14 protein-coding genes are annotated in these 17,219 nt (G+C 67.3%); 5 read left to right on the top strand and 9 right to left on the bottom strand.

The window, feature by feature from the left end:
• The first annotated feature begins 19 nt into the window (after nt 1-19).
• Both J2X52_RS03975 and J2X52_RS03970 read left to right on the top strand, forming a co-directional pair.
• Complete coding sequence (locus J2X52_RS03975; protein ID WP_310149061.1) at nt 20-910, top strand: CHAD domain-containing protein; 891 nt, start codon at nt 20-22, stop codon at nt 908-910.
• A 244-nt stretch (nt 911-1,154) separates the two neighbouring features.
• Nucleotides 1,155-2,003 (top strand): ion transporter, encoded by an 849-nt coding sequence (locus J2X52_RS03970; protein ID WP_310149058.1) that lies wholly within the window; start codon nt 1,155-1,157, stop codon nt 2,001-2,003.
• Nucleotides 2,004-2,174: 171 nt separating this feature from the next.
• Here J2X52_RS03970 and J2X52_RS03965 read toward each other — a convergent pair whose 3' ends face one another.
• Together J2X52_RS03965 and J2X52_RS03960 are read right to left on the bottom strand one after the other, a co-directional pair.
• Complete coding sequence (locus J2X52_RS03965) at nt 2,175-3,482, bottom strand: PQQ-dependent sugar dehydrogenase (protein WP_310149054.1); 1,308 nt, start codon at nt 3,480-3,482, stop codon at nt 2,175-2,177.
• Nucleotides 3,482-3,682 carry a hypothetical protein gene (locus tag J2X52_RS03960; RefSeq protein ID WP_310149051.1) on the bottom strand — a complete coding sequence of 67 codons (201 nt, stop codon included), beginning with the start codon at nt 3,680-3,682 and terminating at the stop codon, nt 3,482-3,484. The genes J2X52_RS03965 and J2X52_RS03960 overlap by 1 nt, the downstream gene beginning before the upstream one ends.
• Before the next feature lie 365 nt (nt 3,683-4,047).
• Here J2X52_RS03960 and J2X52_RS03955 point away from each other — a divergent pair, with 365 nt between their 5' ends.
• Complete coding sequence (locus tag J2X52_RS03955) at nt 4,048-4,911, top strand: sensor domain-containing diguanylate cyclase (protein ID WP_310149049.1); 864 nt, start codon at nt 4,048-4,050, stop codon at nt 4,909-4,911.
• Nucleotides 4,912-4,944: 33 nt separating this feature from the next.
• Here J2X52_RS03955 and J2X52_RS03950 read toward each other — a convergent pair whose 3' ends face one another.
• Entirely contained in the window at nt 4,945-5,763 is an 819-nt protein-coding gene (locus tag J2X52_RS03950; protein WP_310149047.1) for a DUF5694 domain-containing protein, read from the bottom strand.
• A 255-nt stretch (nt 5,764-6,018) separates the two neighbouring features.
• Entirely contained in the window at nt 6,019-6,627 is a 609-nt protein-coding gene (locus J2X52_RS03945; protein WP_310149044.1) for a LysE family translocator, read from the bottom strand.
• A gap of 393 nt (nt 6,628-7,020) precedes the next feature.
• Between J2X52_RS03945 and J2X52_RS03940 the strand changes: the two genes are divergently transcribed.
• Nucleotides 7,021-7,335 (top strand): HPF/RaiA family ribosome-associated protein, encoded by a 315-nt coding sequence (locus J2X52_RS03940; protein WP_310149041.1) that lies wholly within the window; start codon nt 7,021-7,023, stop codon nt 7,333-7,335.
• Nucleotides 7,336-7,782: 447 nt separating this feature from the next.
• Here J2X52_RS03940 and J2X52_RS03935 read toward each other — a convergent pair whose 3' ends face one another.
• From J2X52_RS03935 to J2X52_RS03915, 5 genes are all read right to left on the bottom strand, one after another.
• The gene (locus J2X52_RS03935; RefSeq protein ID WP_310149038.1) at nt 7,783-9,312 is read right to left on the bottom strand and encodes a tryptophan 7-halogenase; all 1,530 of its coding nucleotides are present in this window, start codon (nt 9,310-9,312) and stop codon (nt 7,783-7,785) included.
• 16 nt (nt 9,313-9,328) lie between these two features.
• A complete protein-coding gene (locus tag J2X52_RS03930) occupies nt 9,329-10,330 on the bottom strand; it encodes a cupin-like domain-containing protein (protein WP_310149033.1) in 1,002 nt (333 codons plus the stop codon).
• A 13-nt stretch (nt 10,331-10,343) separates the two neighbouring features.
• Nucleotides 10,344-11,099, bottom strand: a complete 756-nt coding sequence (locus J2X52_RS03925) for a SapC family protein (protein ID WP_310149031.1) — start codon at nt 11,097-11,099, stop codon at nt 10,344-10,346.
• Nucleotides 11,100-11,271: 172 nt separating this feature from the next.
• The gene (locus J2X52_RS03920; protein WP_310149028.1) at nt 11,272-14,418 is read right to left on the bottom strand and encodes a TonB-dependent receptor; all 3,147 of its coding nucleotides are present in this window, start codon (nt 14,416-14,418) and stop codon (nt 11,272-11,274) included.
• A 780-nt stretch (nt 14,419-15,198) separates the two neighbouring features.
• The gene (locus J2X52_RS03915; RefSeq protein ID WP_310149024.1) at nt 15,199-16,329 is read right to left on the bottom strand and encodes a Gfo/Idh/MocA family oxidoreductase; all 1,131 of its coding nucleotides are present in this window, start codon (nt 16,327-16,329) and stop codon (nt 15,199-15,201) included.
• 217 nt (nt 16,330-16,546) lie between these two features.
• Between J2X52_RS03915 and J2X52_RS03910 the strand changes: the two genes are divergently transcribed.
• A complete protein-coding gene (locus tag J2X52_RS03910; protein ID WP_310149022.1) occupies nt 16,547-16,987 on the top strand; it encodes an FKBP-type peptidyl-prolyl cis-trans isomerase in 441 nt (146 codons plus the stop codon).
• Nucleotides 16,988-17,219: the final 232 nt, after the last annotated feature.

Raw genomic sequence — 17,219 nt, 5'->3', positions numbered from 1 at the left:
TACTCGGCGGGAGGACAGCATGGCGTATCGCATCAGACGCAAGGATTCCAAAGCGCAGGCTTCATTGCGTCGCATCGCGCGCGACCAGGTGCAGGCTGCGATTCGCAGTATCGACGCGGCTGCTGTCGATCGCGCGGAGGCCATCCACGATGTCCGCAAGCGCATCAAGAAGATCCGCGGCCTGCTGCGCCTGGTGCGTCCCGGCTTTGAGGATTACCGCACGGAGAACGCCGCATTCCGCGGAATCGCGGCGCCGCTCGGGCCGCAGCGCGATGCCGGCGTGCGCCTTGAAACCTTCGACGATGTCGTTGCAACGTCCACCACCCGATCCAACGACTGGGCGCCCGTGCGGCAGGAACTCGCGCGGCAGCGACAGGCAATCGCCACGGCCCACGATCCCGAAGATCTGCTGAACGAGACGCGCGGTACGCTGCGCGACGCCTTGGTGCGGATCGACACATGGCGACTTGCCGAAGACGGCTTCGACGCGTTCGGGACCGGGCTGAAGTCGAGTTACCGACGCGCCCGCAAGGCGATGCGCGCGGCCTGCGACAAGGCCGACGACGACGCCTTTCACGACTGGCGCAAACGCACCAAGGACCACGCCTTCCATCTGCGCCTGCTGCAGCCGATCTGGCCCGGTCCGATGCGCGCGACGCAGGCCTGCGCCGCGGCACTGGGCGAGGTGCTCGGCCAGCATCACGACCTCGCCGTCCTGGCCGCGCACGTGCGCGCGATGGCCGATGTCCCGTCCGACGCGGCCGCCGCGCTGGAGACCGCCATCGGAGCACGGCAGCGCACACTGGCGACACGCGCAGGTGCGCTGGGCGCGCCGCTCTACGCGGATCCGCCCCGTGCGCTGGCAAAGAGCTGGCGACGGCGTTACATCGCGTGGCAAAGCGCCGACTGAGACGCCCTTGGCGTCACAGGCGAATCCATCCGCCGCCGCGCGTCTGCAGATGACGGGATCTCGACCTTCCAGGCTGCGGCGTGTCCCCACCAGTCTAGCGACCGGTGGCGCGAGCGGAGGCGGCGCATCCAGTTGCTGCGCGGACAGCTGCCGGCAGATAGCATTCCGGGTTTCGCGTCCCTTTTGCGCAGCCAAGCTCGACCGGCTGCGCCGGGTCGCGTGACGCCCCCTCCCCGGAGTTTCCATGCGCGACACCCCTGTTTCCGAACACCGAGGCCTGCGCGCTCATCTGCACGCCTTCATTGCGCACCCCCGGGTGCAGACTGTCATCCTGACGCTGATCGTCATCAATGCCGTCCTGCTCGGTATGGAAACATCGCCCCGGATCGTGGCCGCATACGGCGATCTGATCCGCCTGGCCGACCGCGCGATCCTGTCGATCTTCGTCGCGGAAATCCTGGTCCGACTCTTCGTGCACCGTGCGCGCTTCTTTCGCGACCCCTGGAGCCTGTTCGACTTCGCGGTGGTCACGATTGCGCTGGTGCCGGCGTCCGGGCCGTTCTCGGTGCTGCGTGCGCTGCGGGTGTTGCGTGTCCTGCGCGTGCTGACCATCGTGCCGTCGATGCGCCGGGTGGTGGGCGCGCTGCTCGGTGCGGTGCCTGGCCTGCTGTCGATCGGCATGGTGCTGGTGCTGATCTACTACGTCTGCGCGGTGATCGCGACCAATCTGTTCGGCGCTGCGTTCCCCGACTGGTTTGGCAATCTCGGGCGTTCGTTCTACTCGCTGTTCCAGATCATGACGCTGGAAAGCTGGTCGATGGGCATCTCGCGACCGGTCATGGAAGAGTTCCCCTATGCCTGGGCGTTCTTCATTCCGTTCATTCTGCTTGCCACGTTCACCATGCTCAATCTCTTCATCGGCGTGATCGTGGATGCGATGCAGACGGTGTCTCAAGCGGAGCATGCCGACACGCTGGATGCGCTGGACCGCACCCAGGTCCACATCGAGGCCGATGTGCACGCCGAAGTGCGCGCCCTGCGCGACGAGATCCGGAGCCTGCGCAGCCTGCTGGAATCGCGCGCCGGCGTATAGCCTCGCGTCGCTGTCATCGGCCCGACGACGCGCGCCGTGCGCTGCGCCCGGTGCAGAGCGACCGGTTCCGACAAACCCCGGCAGTCAGGTCAGCGCGAGGCCGGCATCGGAGGCGTGCCGGCCCGTGACGTCGCGGAACCGGATCGGGCATCCGTCGCGCGCCCGCCTCGCTCACTCGTCCTTGGCGAACCGGATCACCAGCCCTGCGCGATCGTCCGTGGCCCAGATGGCGCCATCGTCCGCGACCGCCAGACCGACCGGCGAGCCCTGCGGTCGCACACCGCGCTCGAGGCCCCAGCCAGGCGTCAGCATCACCGGCGTCGCCGCGGGACCGGCGCCATAGGCACGCATGCCTTGGCCGTAGACCGGGAACCGCGGATTCGGATCCGCCAGCGGCACGCCGCGCGCGTCGACCGCGAAGCTCGCGATGCGGCCGCCGACCGAGCGGTGTCCATGCCACGTCATCAGCAGGCGCCCCTGCAATGCAGGAAACATCGCGCCGTCGTACCACAGCATGTCCAGCGGCGCGGCATGCGGCGGCAGCAACAGCGCGGGCGCGGCGTGTGCATCGCTGCGGCACCAGTCGGCCTTGTCGCGCCAGCCGGGCGTGGCCTGCGCGGCGTCGGCGCAGTAGGGCCAGCCGTAATGGCCGCCCGCCTCAATGATGTTGAGTTCCTCGAACGGCGACCAGCGGCTGTCGAAGTCGTAGCTGTTCTCGCCCTGCAGCACGGTGCCCGATGGATGCACCGCCAGTGCCAGTGAATTGCGCAGTCCGCGGGCGAAGACGTCGTGGTCTGCCGACCAGCGGCCCTCGCCGTCGTAGCGGTATCGGCGCAGGCTTGCGGCATCCTCGGCGCCTTCGCTCTCTGCGCACTGGCCGGATTCGGTGCGCGCATCTGCACCCGTGCACTGGTCGCTCGGCGCGCCGACGTTGACCAGCAGGTCGCCGTTCGGCAGAAACACGAACTTCGACAGCGGATGGCGATGCGCGTGCAGGCGGTTGTCAGGCAGGGTGTCGACCACCGCCTCCACCGTGTCAGCCGGCGTCTGCGCGTCGGGGTCGAAGCGGAAGATGCGGCTCATCTCGCCGACATACACATGCCCATCCGGACCACGCGCGATCGCGTGCGGCAGATGCAGGCCGTCGAGCACACGCTGCACGTCGACCGCGCCGTCTTCGTCGGTGCGCAACCGCCAGACCGCGCCGCGGGTACCGTCCCAGGCGCCCAGATCGGTGACCAACCAGGTGTCGGCGTCGAGCTGCAACAGCGAGCGCGGCAGCCGGAGCGCGCGCGCCGGATCGGCCGTCGTCGGCCCGACCACCAGCCCCGCACACATGCCACGCATCGTGTCGATGGAAAGGCGCGGATAGCCGCCGCACGACGCACCCGCCACGGCGTGGCGCTCGCGCGCCGCGCTGAGCGCGACGGGCAGCAGCATCAGGCAGGCCAGCAGGCCGACACGCAGACGTATGGTCATCAGCCGTAGTAATCCACGCCGATGATCTTGCAGACCTCTTCCTCGTTGTAGCCGTGGAAGCGGCGCCCGCGTGTGGTGTGCGTGCGCGCGAACAGCTTGCCGTTGGCATCGTTCCGCTCGCGCTTCTCGGTCAGCAGCCACTTGGCGTAATCGTGTGTCAGGTTCCGCTCCCGGGTCGGGTCGCGCTTCATTCGGGCCATCTTCCGCATCCTCGGTTCTGATCCGCGCACGCCTGCAGCGCGCGCGGCGCACAGGATACGCGGCCCGCGATCGACCGGTGCCGGAACGCAACGCACGAACCCGAAAAGTGCGGATCCACGCCAGGCGATCTGCGACACCCTGCGACGCCAGTCACAGTGCCGAAGCGCCTTCGCCACCTGGCGGAGCGATCCCGAACGCGCGGCGCGCTGGACCACCGCTACGGCTGTCCAGACGCATCCTCAACACTTCGAACGCTCGCGTCGGACTGAGCGACAGCAGTCGAGACATGTGCGATGCGTCCCATTGCCGCGCGTACTCTGGCACTCTGACAACCGTGGCTCACCCGCCTCGCTGCCCACCCGCGATGACTCCGAACCTGCCGATTCCCGCCGACATCCTCGACCTGTTGCCCGATGCCGTCTGCGTGGTCGACCAGGAGGGTCGCTATCTGTTCGTGAGCGCCGGCTTCGAGCGGATCCTCGGCTATCGGCCTGCGGACGTGCTGGGCCGACAGGCCTTCGACTTCATCCATCCCGACGATCGCAGCGACACCAGGCAGCAGGCCGCGCAAGTGATGGAGGGCATGGCCCAGCGGCATTTCCGCAACCGCTACCTGCACCGCGAGGGCCATGCGGTGGACATGCAATGGTCGGCCAACTGGCATCCGGCGCATGGCGTGCGTATCGGCGTGGGACGCGAGGTGACCGAGTTGCGCCGGGTCGAGCGCGAGTTGGAACACCTCGCCGCCCACGATGTGCTGACCGGACTGCCCAACCGTTACCGCCTGCAGCAGACGCTGGAACAGGCACTCGCGCAGGCCCGCGCGTCCGGTGACGGCCTCGCCCTGCTCTACGTCGATCTGGATGGCTTCAAGACCGCCAACGACCTGGGCGGGCACGACGCGGGCGACCGCCTCCTGCAGGACGTCGCGACACGTCTGACCCAGTCGCTGCGGCACGGCGACGTGGCCGCGCGGGTCGGCGGCGACGAATTCGTGATCCTGCTGCCTGCCTGCCGCGACGCGGCCGCCGCCCGACAGGTGGCCGACACCCTGCGCGGCCAGCTGCGCCTGGTCTACCGGCTGTCGGACCGGCCCTTCCAGCTCGACGCGAGCATCGGCATTGCGTGTTTCCCCGTCGATGGCAGCGACGCGGCGACCCTGCTCGCCCATGCCGACCGCGAGATGTATGCCGTCAAGCGCCGTGTGACGCGCGGCAACGCGGCCTGATCGAGGCGCGCCCAGGCGTCTGCGCCGCAGGCATCAGGGCAACAGGTACGCGTTGACGTCTTCCGCATCGCGCTGCCCATCGATCTCGAGCAGATCGCGAAGGATCGCCGTGTGTCCGGCGCCGGCGATCACCAGCACGCGACGGCCAGGCGCCGCGGCCTTCTGCACATTGGCGTACATGCGGAAGTTGCGATGCCACCAGCTCGCCGATGCGTCGGCGCCGACGAAGCTGCCGCCGGCATCGACGGCATTCGTGACGATGTAGAGATCCTTGTTCTCGCGATCGCGCGCCGGGTCGTTGGTCAGACGCAACAGTTCCGGCAGGGGCAGCGTGGTCTGCTCTCGGGTCGTGCGCGCCGACAGCGAAGCGAAGACCGCATCCATCGTGGCCTTGCGCTCGGGGTCGTGCGCAGCGACGTACTCGAACAAAGGTCCACCGTTCCAGTGCACGTCGCCTTCGTCGAAGCACGTCACGCCATCGAGACCCGCCGCCTTCGCCACGCGGAATCCGATCTGTTGCGTCTCGTCGGCCTCCAGCGCTCCGGTCCCATCGCGCCAGGCGGCATACGCGGCGTCATGTTCGGCCTGTTCCCGTGGCAGGCATTCCACCAGCACATCGGTCGGCGAAAACGCCGCCAGGCGCGTTGCCAGACCCGACAGATAGGCCTGGTTCTCTTCGGTCGTGACGTCGATGACATCCGACTTCACAACGTCCAGCCCGGGGTTCGCGAAGTGGAAGACGCCGATCAACATCACCTTGGCCCGCTCGGACGCAGGTTCGACGGCATCGGCATTGCCGACGAAAGCGGCGGTGCAGCACAGGAGCGCAGCGTAGAACGGCTTGCGGAACATGGGATCTCCCTTCGAAGGACCAGCTTTCAAACTACTGATGGCATAACCCCGAACGCACATGCCGGAAGTCGCAGGGACTTGCGGCGGCACCGGACGATGTGGCGCACTCCGGAGCTCCGCTGAAAGCAGTGCTCGCGGCCTGCAGGCGTGCTGCGTGGAGGGCCTGACTGCCTGTCGCGTCGCAGCCGAACTGGGTACCAACTCAATGACCACGGCGCGCCCACCCGCGAATCGAGTCCTTTGATCGGCGCCGGATCATCCGAGCGCCGAATAGAAGAACCAGCAGGCAACGCCGACCATGCCCAGCGCCAGCACGCGCCTCACCGGGCCCACTCGATCCGGACGGGTGAGCACGTCCCGCAGGCGTCCGGCGCAGAGTACCAGTCCCAGATGCACCAGCGTCGCCACGCCCACGCTGATCAGGCCAAGCAACAGAATCTCGCGCAACGGCGCGTCCGGCCCGGACAGGAACCTCGGCACCACGGTGAGAAAGAACAACGCAGCCTTGGCGTTGAGCAGATTGATCGCCACACCCGCCCACAGGACACGATGCGTTGCGCGTCCCGCCACGACGGCCGAGGACGAATCGGTCGTCGCCTGCCAACCGCGCCAGGCCAGCCAGAGCATCATCAGGCCTGCGCCGACGCCGACCCAGGTGGTGATCGCGGGGACATTCACCAGCAGTGCGCTGAGCCCCAGGCTGGACAACGCAGCGTTGAGCGCCAGGCCGATGGCCACGCCGGCCGTCGCCAGCAGCCCCGCGCGCCGTCCGTCGGCCAGCGTCAGCGAGATCAGCCAGGCCATGTTGGGTCCGGGGGTGATTTCCACCAGCAACACGGCAAGCGCAAAGCCGAGCCAGTCCACGGTGCGCCTCCCAAGTGCCGCGTCGCGACGGCGGCAACAGAGTACCCCGTCCGCATGGCTGTCCTTCGCCGTGTACCACGTCCGGCTCGGTGCGGGCCCGGCAGTTCAACGAATGCGGAGGTCGATGCGGCCCGCCTGGCAGCACGTCCCCGGCGCGTGCCGGGCACGGGTTCCAGCGTGACCTCGATACCGCACATGACTGAGCGCGGAGCGTTCGATCCTCGGAGGGAAGCCCTGCCGCCCGTACCCGCAAGCACTGCGCGCATCAATCCCCCAGCGTGCGTTCGCAACACAGCCTGGGTCGCGCGGACAGCCGGCCGCTTCACGCAGCCACCGGGGTGCGAGCAGTTAGGCTAATGCCAGACTTATGTTCCGCAATGCAGGAGTTCCGCTTTGAAGATCCAGTTGAATACCGACAACCACGTCGATGGCAATGAAGCGCTGGAGTCGCGGGTGAACGCGATGATCGAGCAACATCTGGGCCGCTTCTTTCCGCGACTGAGCCGGATCGAGGTGTTCCTCTCCGATCACAATTCCGTCAAAGGTGGCCCGAACGATCGGCGTTGCGCACTGGAAGCGCGTATGCAAAACGATGATCCGGTGGGTGCGAGCCACGATGCCGAGGACACGGAGAAAGCAATCCGCGGCGCCTGCGACAAGCTCAAGGTCATGCTGGATTCGCGGATCGAGAAGCAGCGCGGATACTGACCTGCATCCGCGCGCCTGATCGTCGCTTTGGTGCGGAATCAGGCGGGATCGGCACAGCGCCGTCATGGCACGCAATCGAAGGCCCCGCGCATGCGGGGCCTTTGCGTATCCATTGGACAGACGCCGGGCGACCGGAGACCCGTTCGATGGGGCGTACGGGACCATGCGAGAGAACCCTGCCTGCAAGCTCGCGCCGCCGCGCCTCTGCAAGACAGGTGAAATAGGTCGCATGCGGCTTGCGTCGATGGTTTCGAAACCGGCGCAGCGATGCCGTCAGGGAAGGTCTGAACACGTCCGCTTTTGGCCGTCATTTCCGCGGCTTTCAATGGCCGCATGTCCGGGCAGGCGGGGATGACGGCAGTTATTCAGACCGTCCTTGGAACACCGTGCCGCCCCAGTCACCGCCGAACAGGTCGTGCAGCATGCGCGTGCCTGCGGCGTTGTCGGTTACGGCAGTGCGGCGCGCGTGCCCCAGACCTCGGGCCCGGCCTTGCAATAGCGCTCGATGAAGGCCTGCTGCGATGGCATCCGTTCGACCGCGCGCGTGATGGGCGTCTGGATACCGTGTAGCAGGCGGCGCAGATCATCGTCGGCCAGCGCCCGTGCCAGCGGATGCGGCGGGCCGGGCGCGATGCCCTGCCCCAACAGCACGTGGGTCCAGGAATCGACCCGGAACAGTTCGTCTGCGTGTTGCCAGGCATGCGCGCGCTCGCGCCAGGCGCGCAGGCGGATGTCCAGCGATTCCGGCAACGCCATCTCGCGGCACGCTACCCACATCGGTTCGTCGCGTTGCGTCGCGTGGTAGTGCAGGACGATGAAATCCCGCACGTGTTCCATTTCCTCGCGACTGACGTCGTTGAAGCGCTCCACCAGCGCCGGCGCGATGCCGTCGAACGGAAACAGCTGGACCAGACGTACCACGGCGCTGATCGCCAGATGCAGGCTGGTCGATTCCAGCGGCTCGATGAATCCGCTCGCCAGACCCAGCGACACCACATTGCGGTGCCAGGCCTTGCGCCGGCGCCCGGTGCGGAACGGCACGAGGAATGGTGCCTTCAACGGTGGCGCGCCGACGTCACGCAACAGCTTCGCGTGCGCCTCGTCGTCGGACATGTAGAGGCTGGAATACACCAGTCCGTTGCCCACGCGGTGTTGCAGCGGGATCTGCCAGCGCCAACCCGCCTCGTGTGCGATCGCGCGCGTGTACGGCACCGGCGCGCCGTCCGATTCGGTCTGCACGGCGACGGCGCGGTCGCTCGGCAGCCAGTGGCTCCAGTCCTCGTAGCCGGTCTGCAGGGTCTGCTCGATCAACAGGCCGCGAAAGCCGGTGCAGTCGATGAACAGGTCGCCCTCGAGCCGCTGCCCGTCTTCCAGCATCAGTGCCTCGACATCGCCGCTGTGCGCATGCCGGCTGACCTCGCGGATCTTGCCTTCGACACGCTTGAGCCCGTGCCGCTCGGCGATCCGGCGCAGGAACTTCGCGTACAGGCCAGCATCAAGGTGGTAGGCGTAATTGACCTGCGGATCGGTGCCGAGCGCGAACCGGTCGCCGCGTGACGCGACGCTCTCCAGGCAGAAGTCGCCGAGGTCCGAGGCCATGCCGCGGCGCCGGCTGTCGAGCCAGAAGTGATGAAAGGCCGCCGCCCAGGTGCCTTGCCCGGTGACGCCGAACGGGTGGATGTAGCGGTCCCCCGGCCGGCACCAGTCCTCGAACGAGATCGACAGCTTGAACGTGCCGGCGACGGCGCGCAGGAATTCCTGCTCGTCGATCTGCAGGAAGCGGTGGAAGGTGCGGATCGGCGGCACCGTGGATTCGCCCACGCCGACCGTGCCGATCTGCTCCGATTCCACCAGGGTGATGTCCAGCCGCTCGCGGAACTGGTGCGCGAGTGCGCAGGCTGCCAGCCAGCCGGCCGTGCCGCCGCCGGCGATGATCACCTTGCGGATCGTGCCGGGCGGTGTCTCGGCGTGGTCCATGTCGTATGCGCTCCTCTCAGCGGTTCAGCCAACCGATCAGCATGGCGCGGATGCGCCGCGCCCGCGTGTCGTCGATCGGCCCCAGGACATCACGTGCCTGCTCCGGCAGATGTTCGCCGGCACGCGCCTTCGGGCCGAAGACGTAGTAGTCAAAGACCTTCGCCCACGCCTGCTTCTCGCGCTCGGGCAGGTCCCGCACTGTCCACAGCGCGTGGTGCAGCGCGGGCAATGGCGAGGACAGGAATGCCGGCGAGCGGCGCCACCAGTAGTTGACCAGCACGTTGAAGGGTTCGACGCTGCGCACGTGGTGCCACCACATGCCGGGAATGAAGATCGCATCGCCCGGTTCGAGCGTGGCGGTCTGCGCCGTCGCCAGTGCGTCGCGGAAGCGCGGAAAGCGCGCGAAATCCGGCGCGGCGAAATCGACCAGGCTGACGACCTGCCCGCCCGGCGTCGGATCCAGCGGACCGGGATAGAGGTTGTCGATCTGCTCCGGCGGAAACAGCGTGAACTCGCGTTTGCCTACCGCGCAGACGGCCAGGTTCTCGGGCGCATCGAAATGGCAGGACGCCACCACACGGTTGCCGATCCAGATACTCGGTGGCACCTCGATGCCGCGCGCGGCCAGCCCCAGATCGTTGTCGGCGACGAAACCCGGCAGTGCGCCCGCCACCGGCAACGAGGCGAGGTAATAGGTCGGCGGCGACGCGTCGTCGAGATGCTGCGCGATCGCGTCGAGCACGTCCCCCAGCCCACCGCGCCGGACTTCGACATTCAACGCGGTGAACTCGTCGTTGTAGAAAGGCCGGCCGCGGATCGAAGGCGCGCCGTACGAATACGGCACCGGACGGCCCGCATCGAACCCACGCAGATACGACATCGCATCCGCGGTCGAAGCGCGCCCCGCATGCACCAGTCCCCAGTCGGACGCCACGCCCTTGAGCAGTACAGGCACGCCGTCGGCCAGCAATACGTCGAGCGGCACGTCGGCCGCATTGCGGACATCGATGCTGCGCATCACGTCCACGCGATCAGCCCCGACCGTCGGACAACGTCGCGTCGTGCGCGCGCAGGCGGCGCTGCTTCTCGGCCATCAGCCGCCGCACGTTGTGCAGCGACGCCAGCACCAGATACGCGCCTTCCAGATAACCGGCGCGGTTCATGCGTTCCAGCGCCGGACCGTCCAACGCCGCCAACGTGTCGCGGTCGATGCTGTGCAGACCGCTGACGTCAACGCGATGGCGCTCGTCCAGTTCCACCGCCAGCTGCACCGGCTGGATCAGGCCCAGCGCATCGAAGGCCGCGAACATCTCCGCGCCGAACGTCGTGCCGTCGCGGATGCCGCGCAGGATGCCGGCAATGTGATCGAGATAGGGACTATTGCCGCCCTGCGGCAGGAACACCCTCTCACCCTCGACAGTGTTGACGCGCGGATGCTCGACATCGACGTGGATCACCGGCTCCTGCCGCAGCTCACCGTCGATGCGCTGTTCCTGGAAACCGATCAGGAACGGCCCTTTCGCCGCGGCACCCGGCAGATAGGCGGCATTCCAGCGCCCATCCTGCAGGTACAGGTTTTCGCGCTGCTCGAATCCCAGCAGCGCCACCGACATCCATTGCCCGTCGGCGTCCTTGCGGAAGAAGATCGGATACTCGCGCTGCAGCTCGGCGTACTCGCTGGGAAACGCCGGCACCATGCCCACGTCGTCGCCGAAGCGGGCGCCGAAACCGGTGGCGACGCGCAGATCCTTGTGCGCCACATTGTTGAGCAGTTCGTAGCGGGCCATCACCTCTCCAGGCTGCAGCGTCGCCGCAAATGCAGGCGAGCGCTGGCCAGATACTACCGGCCACATCCGGCCGGTTCATCGTTTCATCGTACCTATCGCGCCACATCGAACGCGACCGCTGCGCCTGCAGCGGCCCCGTCGGGCAACGTCCTTGGGGGAGGTGTCGTCGCGATCAGAACTTGTAACGCACGCCCAGCATGTAGCGCGGACTCTGGTCGGACAGCTTGACGATCTGCTGGTCGGTCCGGGCATGCCAGCGCACGTCCTCGCCGGTCAGGTTGATCGCCTCGAATCCGAACGACCAATGCTGGTTGAGCGCGTAGTTCACGCTGAGATCCCACTGGTCGTAGGCCTCCACGTAGTAGGGATTCTTGCTGTTGCCCTGATTGGCGAGAATCAGATACTCGTCGCGCCAGTTCCAGGCCAGACGCACAGTCCAGCCGAACTTCTCGTACATGAAGACCGCATTGGCGGTGTCGCTGAGGCCGGTCAGTGCGAACTGGTCGATGTTCGGATCGCCCGCATTGTTGTAGCCCACGTCGCCGCTGACGATCGTGTAGTTGGCGAGGATGCCGAAGCCACTTTCGCCGAAGAAGTACTGGCCGCCCAGCTCCCAGCCGCGCAGCGTGGCCGCGCTCTGGTTGATCGGCTGGCTGACGTTGAACTGGTACAGCGGGTCGCTGGCGTTGCCGTAGAGGTCGTAGGCCGCCTCCAGCGCGAGCGCCTGCGCGCCGGTGCCGTCGAACGCGCCGAGGCCGGCCGGGTCGTTGCGCAGCAAGGCCAGCGCACTGAACAGCGAGGTGTCGTTGCCGGAACACGCCGACGCGTTGGCCGCGCCCACCTGCGCCGCGCACGCCGGACTCAGCAGGAAGGCCAGCGCGGCCTGGGCATCCGGGCCCGAGGTCGGATCGCGCAGCCCGTACAGCGACTCCTGGCTGATGGTGTTGCCGATGAAGTTGTTGACCGACTTCGTCCAGTACGTCGCCGAGACGTAGCTCGCATTGGCGAAGTACCACTCCAGCGCCAGATCAAAATTATCCGATTCCAGGGGCTTGAGGCTCGGGTTTTGTGAGTTGCCTTGCGCGCGGACCGAAGGATCCAGCAGCACCGAGCCCGTCGGCTGCTGGGCACCCGGGCCCGAATAGAGGTTGCCGTAGGGCGCGCGCGCGATGCTCTTGCCGAACGAGGCACGACCCTTCAGCTGATCGGTGAAATCGAGACTGAAATCGAGATTCGGCAGGATGTAGCTGTAGCTCGAACTTTCGCTGAAGGGCTGCAGCTCGTCGGACAACACGATGCGGAAGTCATTGTTGGACTGCCACTCGATCGCCTCGGGAATTGCGATGACCGAGGTCGAGACGATGTCGGTGGTCTCGTAACGCACGCCGATGCGGGTGTTGGTGCGCATGCCGCCGAGTTCGCCCTCGAGCGAGAGCTGCATGTAGGCCGCGTTGGTCTTCTCCTCGACACGATTGTCGGCCGCGTTCTGCGGGCTCACGCCCAGGCCCACGCCATACTGGCCCGCCGCCCACTGCGCGAGCGCCCCGGCATCGCCACGCCACGCCGGCCAGCTGCCGATCGAGTAGTCGTCGAACAGGCCGACGATATTGACCGGCTGCAGGAAGTTCATCAGGCCGCCGGCCACGTCGGCATCGACGTTAGCCACGCTCCAGTCGCCGAGGGCCGAATAGGCTTCGGCCGCCTGTAGGCGATGGGTCGTGACCTTGTTGCTGTCCACGCCGAACTGGAAGCGCCCCTGGTCGAAGCTCCATTCGCCGTCGACCCGGCCCTGCTTGATCTCGCTGACCTGGGTCTGCGCATTGACCCGCAGCACTTGGCTGCCGATCTCGCCGGCCACGAAGCCCGGATTGACGACACCATTGGTGCGCGCGATCGCATCCGCGGTCGAGGGATACCAGGTCTGCGTGCCGACCGGCATGCCGTTGTTGAAGAACAGTTCCTGCACCCACGAGCCGCCGCAATGCGGGCCGCTCGTGCAGTTGTTGGTGCCGGCGATGCTCATGAAGATCGAGCCGCCGCCGGTCAGCGGGTCATTGGGCCGGCTTTCGGTCTTGGAGTTGTGAGCGTCGAAGCTCAGGCGGAAATCGTTGCTGACATCCCACACCGCGTTGAAGCCCAGCGAGCCGAGCTTGTATTCCTGCATGCTGCGCTGCTGCTCGAGTCCGAAGTCCTTGGTGCCGGCGATCTCGCGGATGTAGGTCGGCGTGGCCACCGCGCCGGAGGTGTCGAACTCGATGTTGGTGTAGTCGCTGTTCTGCAACCACATGCCCTGCTCGCCGCGGTTCTCGGTGATTTCGTTCGTCGAATAGGTGTAGTCCAGCGTCAGCGTCACGCTGTCGGTCGGCGCGAACTGCACGACGGCCTGGCCGTTGACGCGTTCGCGCTCGAACTCGGAGAACGCGTAGCGCAGGTCGTTGGGGCGCGCGTAGAGCTCGCCGACGGCCGGCGCATTGATGACTGCCGGACTGCCCGGCATCGAGCCCGTCCAGGGCTGGATGTTCCAGTAGTTGTTGGTGGCCTGCACCGAGCCGCCCTTGCGCTTCTGGTAGCTGGTGCTCAGGCCCACGCCGAAGGTCTTGTCCGGATTGGTGTAGCTGAAAATGCCGGACAGCTCGGGCGTCAGATCGTTCTCGAACGGCTGGCTGCGATCGGAGACGACCTTGGCACCTGCACTGGCGACGACGCCCGAGTGGTTGAACGGCCGGTCGGTGAGGATGTTGATCGTCGCGCCGATGCCGCCGCTGGGCACGTGGGCCTGGCTGGTCTTGTAGACCTCGATCCCGCTGATCGCTTCGGCGGACAGCTGCGCGAAGTTGAACGCGCGGGTGCCGCCGTCCACACCGCCGATCGCCACTTGGCCCGAGGCGCCGAAGGCATCGGCGCCGGGCACCTGGCGGCCGTTGAGCGTGACCATGTTGAACTGCGGCCCGAAGCCGCGTGCGGTGACCTGCGCACCTTCGCCGTCGCGGCGCTCGATCGAGATGCCGGTGATGCGCTGCAGCGATTCGGCCAGATTGGTATCGGGAAACTTGCCGATGTCCTCGGCGCTGATCGCATCCACCACGCCGGCGGAATCGCGCTTGGTTTCCATCGACTGGTTGAGGCTGCTGCGCAGCGCGGTAACGACGACGGCATCGAGCTCCGTCGCATCGGCCTGTCCGCTGGTCCGCTCGGCAGGTGCGCTCTGGCCGACCGGCGCGGGTTGCGCCTGCTGCGCGAAGGCGGGGTTGATGATCAGCACGCCGCCCACGAAAGTGAACATTGCGGTCGACTTCAAACGCTTGAACTTCTGGTTCATCGGGACGTCCTCGGCACCGGGATTCGAACGACCGCGGGCAGGCTGCCCACGGCACTCACATCACTCACCAGTGCCTGCATGCAATCGCGCAAACGCGCGCGCCGGCAGGCACATGTCCTCAGAGTGTTTTCCCGGACGCACTGGATCGTCGTCCGCAACGGGTTCGAAGCGTGCTGCCCTCGTCCCATCCCCGCGCCTGTCGCCCTGGCTGCACCGGCAACGGTTCCGTAGTGCATGGCGCCACGGCCGGACGCGCCTGGCCATGCCGCACTTTCGGACCCGCTGACCGCCCCTGTCTGCTGCCACAACGTGATAGCGCTAACACCCCACGGCTGCAGATGTACAGCGCTGTCATGCCCTTGTCACCGTGCAGCGCAACAAACACACCGGACCCGGAAATCGCCTGCGACGCTGGCTTCGCGCGCTTCCCGCGCGAACGTCCAATTCAGCTTTTCTTTGGAGATTTCGTGACGCCTGCAGGCCACGCGCCCTGCAAATGGCCCGCTGCGCGAACGCTGGCACCGCAGGCACGCGAGTGGACGACCGCATGCGCATTGCACGCAGTCCGTCTACACCGCGTCGCCCTGCGGTGGCATCTGCGAACGCTCTGGTCTGCAGCGATGCATCGGTCGATGCAAGTGCGCCGACCGGCTCGCATGGCCGCACCTGCTGACGCCTCGATCGCCGCCTACAGAATTCTCATCGCTCGGCGATGCATAGACATCCGCCGCCCGCGCCACGCCGCGGCGCCGGTTGCTTCAACCCGGCGTCGACAACGTGCTAGTCCGCGATACGTACACGCGCGTTGCCGTCGCGCACCGATGCGAAGACCGCATCGAGCACGCGCATGTCGCGCAGGCCTTCCTCGCCGGGCGCACGCCGCGCTCGACCTTCGAGGATGGTGCGTGCGTCCTGGTCCATCTGTTCGGCCTGCATGCGCGGCTTTTCGCCAAGCTGCGCAGTGAACCGCGTCCCGTCACTGGCACGGCCCACGTTGCCGTCGTAGGCCTGGAACGGCGACAGCTCGTACCAGCCGCGTTCGCAGTCGACATGCAGCGTGTTGAGGTTGCGCCCGAAGCTGGTGACGCACTGGGCGACGATGTCATCCGGAAATTCGAGAGTGAAGCGCATGGTCTCGTCGACGCCGCGGAAGATCTCGCCACGCGCGGTCTCGTCCCAGGCGCGCACGGCCACGGGCTCGAGCCCGGTTGCGTAGCGCGCAGCGTTCACGCAATACACGCCCATGTCGTACATCGCGCCGCCGCCGCGTGCAGCATCGAGCCGCCAGGCATCGTCCGCGCCCTGCCGCCAGCCGAACCAGCCGGCATCGGCGCGCAGCTGCACGATGCGTCCGAAGGGACGCTGCTGCGCCATCGCCATGAAGCGCTGCGTGTTCGGCTCGTGCTGCATGCGGTAGCCGATGGCAAGCTGCACCCGGTTGTCGCGGCAGGCCTGGACCATCGCCTCGGCTTCGCGCGCATCCATCGCCATCGGCTTTTCGCACCAGACGTGTTTGCCGGCGTTGGCCGCGGCGAGGGTCAATGGCTTGTGCAGATGGTTGGGCGTGACGATGTAGACGACGTCGATGTCCGGGTTATCGGCGATGCGGCGGAAATCGTCATAGCTGTAGACGTTGGCATCGGGAATGCCGTACGTCTCCTGCCACACCGGCACCTTCTCCGGCGAGCCGGTGACCACACCCGCGAGGCGGCAGTGTCGGGTGAGTTGCAGGGCGGGGGCGAGCAGATCCCGGCTGTAACCGCCCAGCCCGACAAGCGCGACGCCGAGGCGGCGCGCGGGCGGCGTGGTGGCTGCGAAACTCAATGGCAGCGCCGCCGCGGCGCCGGCGAGCGCCAGGGTCTGCAGCACACGGCGGCGGGAGATGCGGTTCGACCAGCGGTTCGGGTCCATGTCGCCTCCGTTGCAATGGGGAGCGCCCGATCCTAGCAGCGTGATCGACGAGGACGGGACAAGCCGGGAATACCGGGCGTGGCCTCGATGCACAAGCGCGCAGCATCCTGACCGCCCGCGCTCGGCGCCGCCGGTCACGCAGCCCCACTGCAGGCGCGAACCGGCTCGCGCCTCCGGTTCCGCGGCTATCCTGTCGCCCCCTCGATGGTGACCTTCCATGATCCGCAGCACGCTCCGCCCGATCACCGTCCTGTTGCTCGTGCTGCTCGCCGCCTGCGGTGGTCCGCCGCCGTATACCGGCGGTGATGTCGCCGAGCTCGAACGCATCGACGTGAGCCTGGGCGCCGGCGAAGTGGCGCGCGCAGGCGACGAGATCGCCGTGCATTACACGGGCTGGCTCTACGATCGGAACGCGCCCGACACACGGGGCACCAAGTTCGACAGTTCGCGCGACCGGGGCCGGCCCTTCGTGTTCGAACTGGGCGCGGGCCGCGTCATCCGCGGCTGGGACGAAGGCGTGGTCGACATGCGCGTGGGCGGCATGCGGGAGCTGCACATTCCCGCATGGCTGGGCTATGGCGCCAATGGCGCCGGCAACGCCATACCGCCGGGTGCCTCGCTGGTGTTCGAGGTGGAACTGCTCGAAATCCGGCGGTAAGTCGCGCGCAGCCATCTGCGCTCGGCCGGGCTGAGCAGACAGGCGCCGGCTTGCACCCTGCCGAATGACCGGCAGCCCCCGTCCTCGAACGCGCTGTGTTCCGGCACGCGCGGCTGTGCCGTCGACGGCGGCTTGAAGACAGCGGGTCCGCGGTGCGACAGCGTACGGATCTGCGTGCGTATCCAGGCGTGCCGCCATGTGTTCGACGGCCTCCGCGGCGCCCGTCCCGCGG

It is taken from the genome of Luteimonas sp. 3794 (assembly GCF_031456825.1).
In the GTDB taxonomy this organism is placed as follows: domain Bacteria; phylum Pseudomonadota; class Gammaproteobacteria; order Xanthomonadales; family Xanthomonadaceae; genus Luteimonas.
Note: the sequence above shows the minus strand (reverse complement) of the source record. Positions and strands in the feature narration are given on the sequence as shown.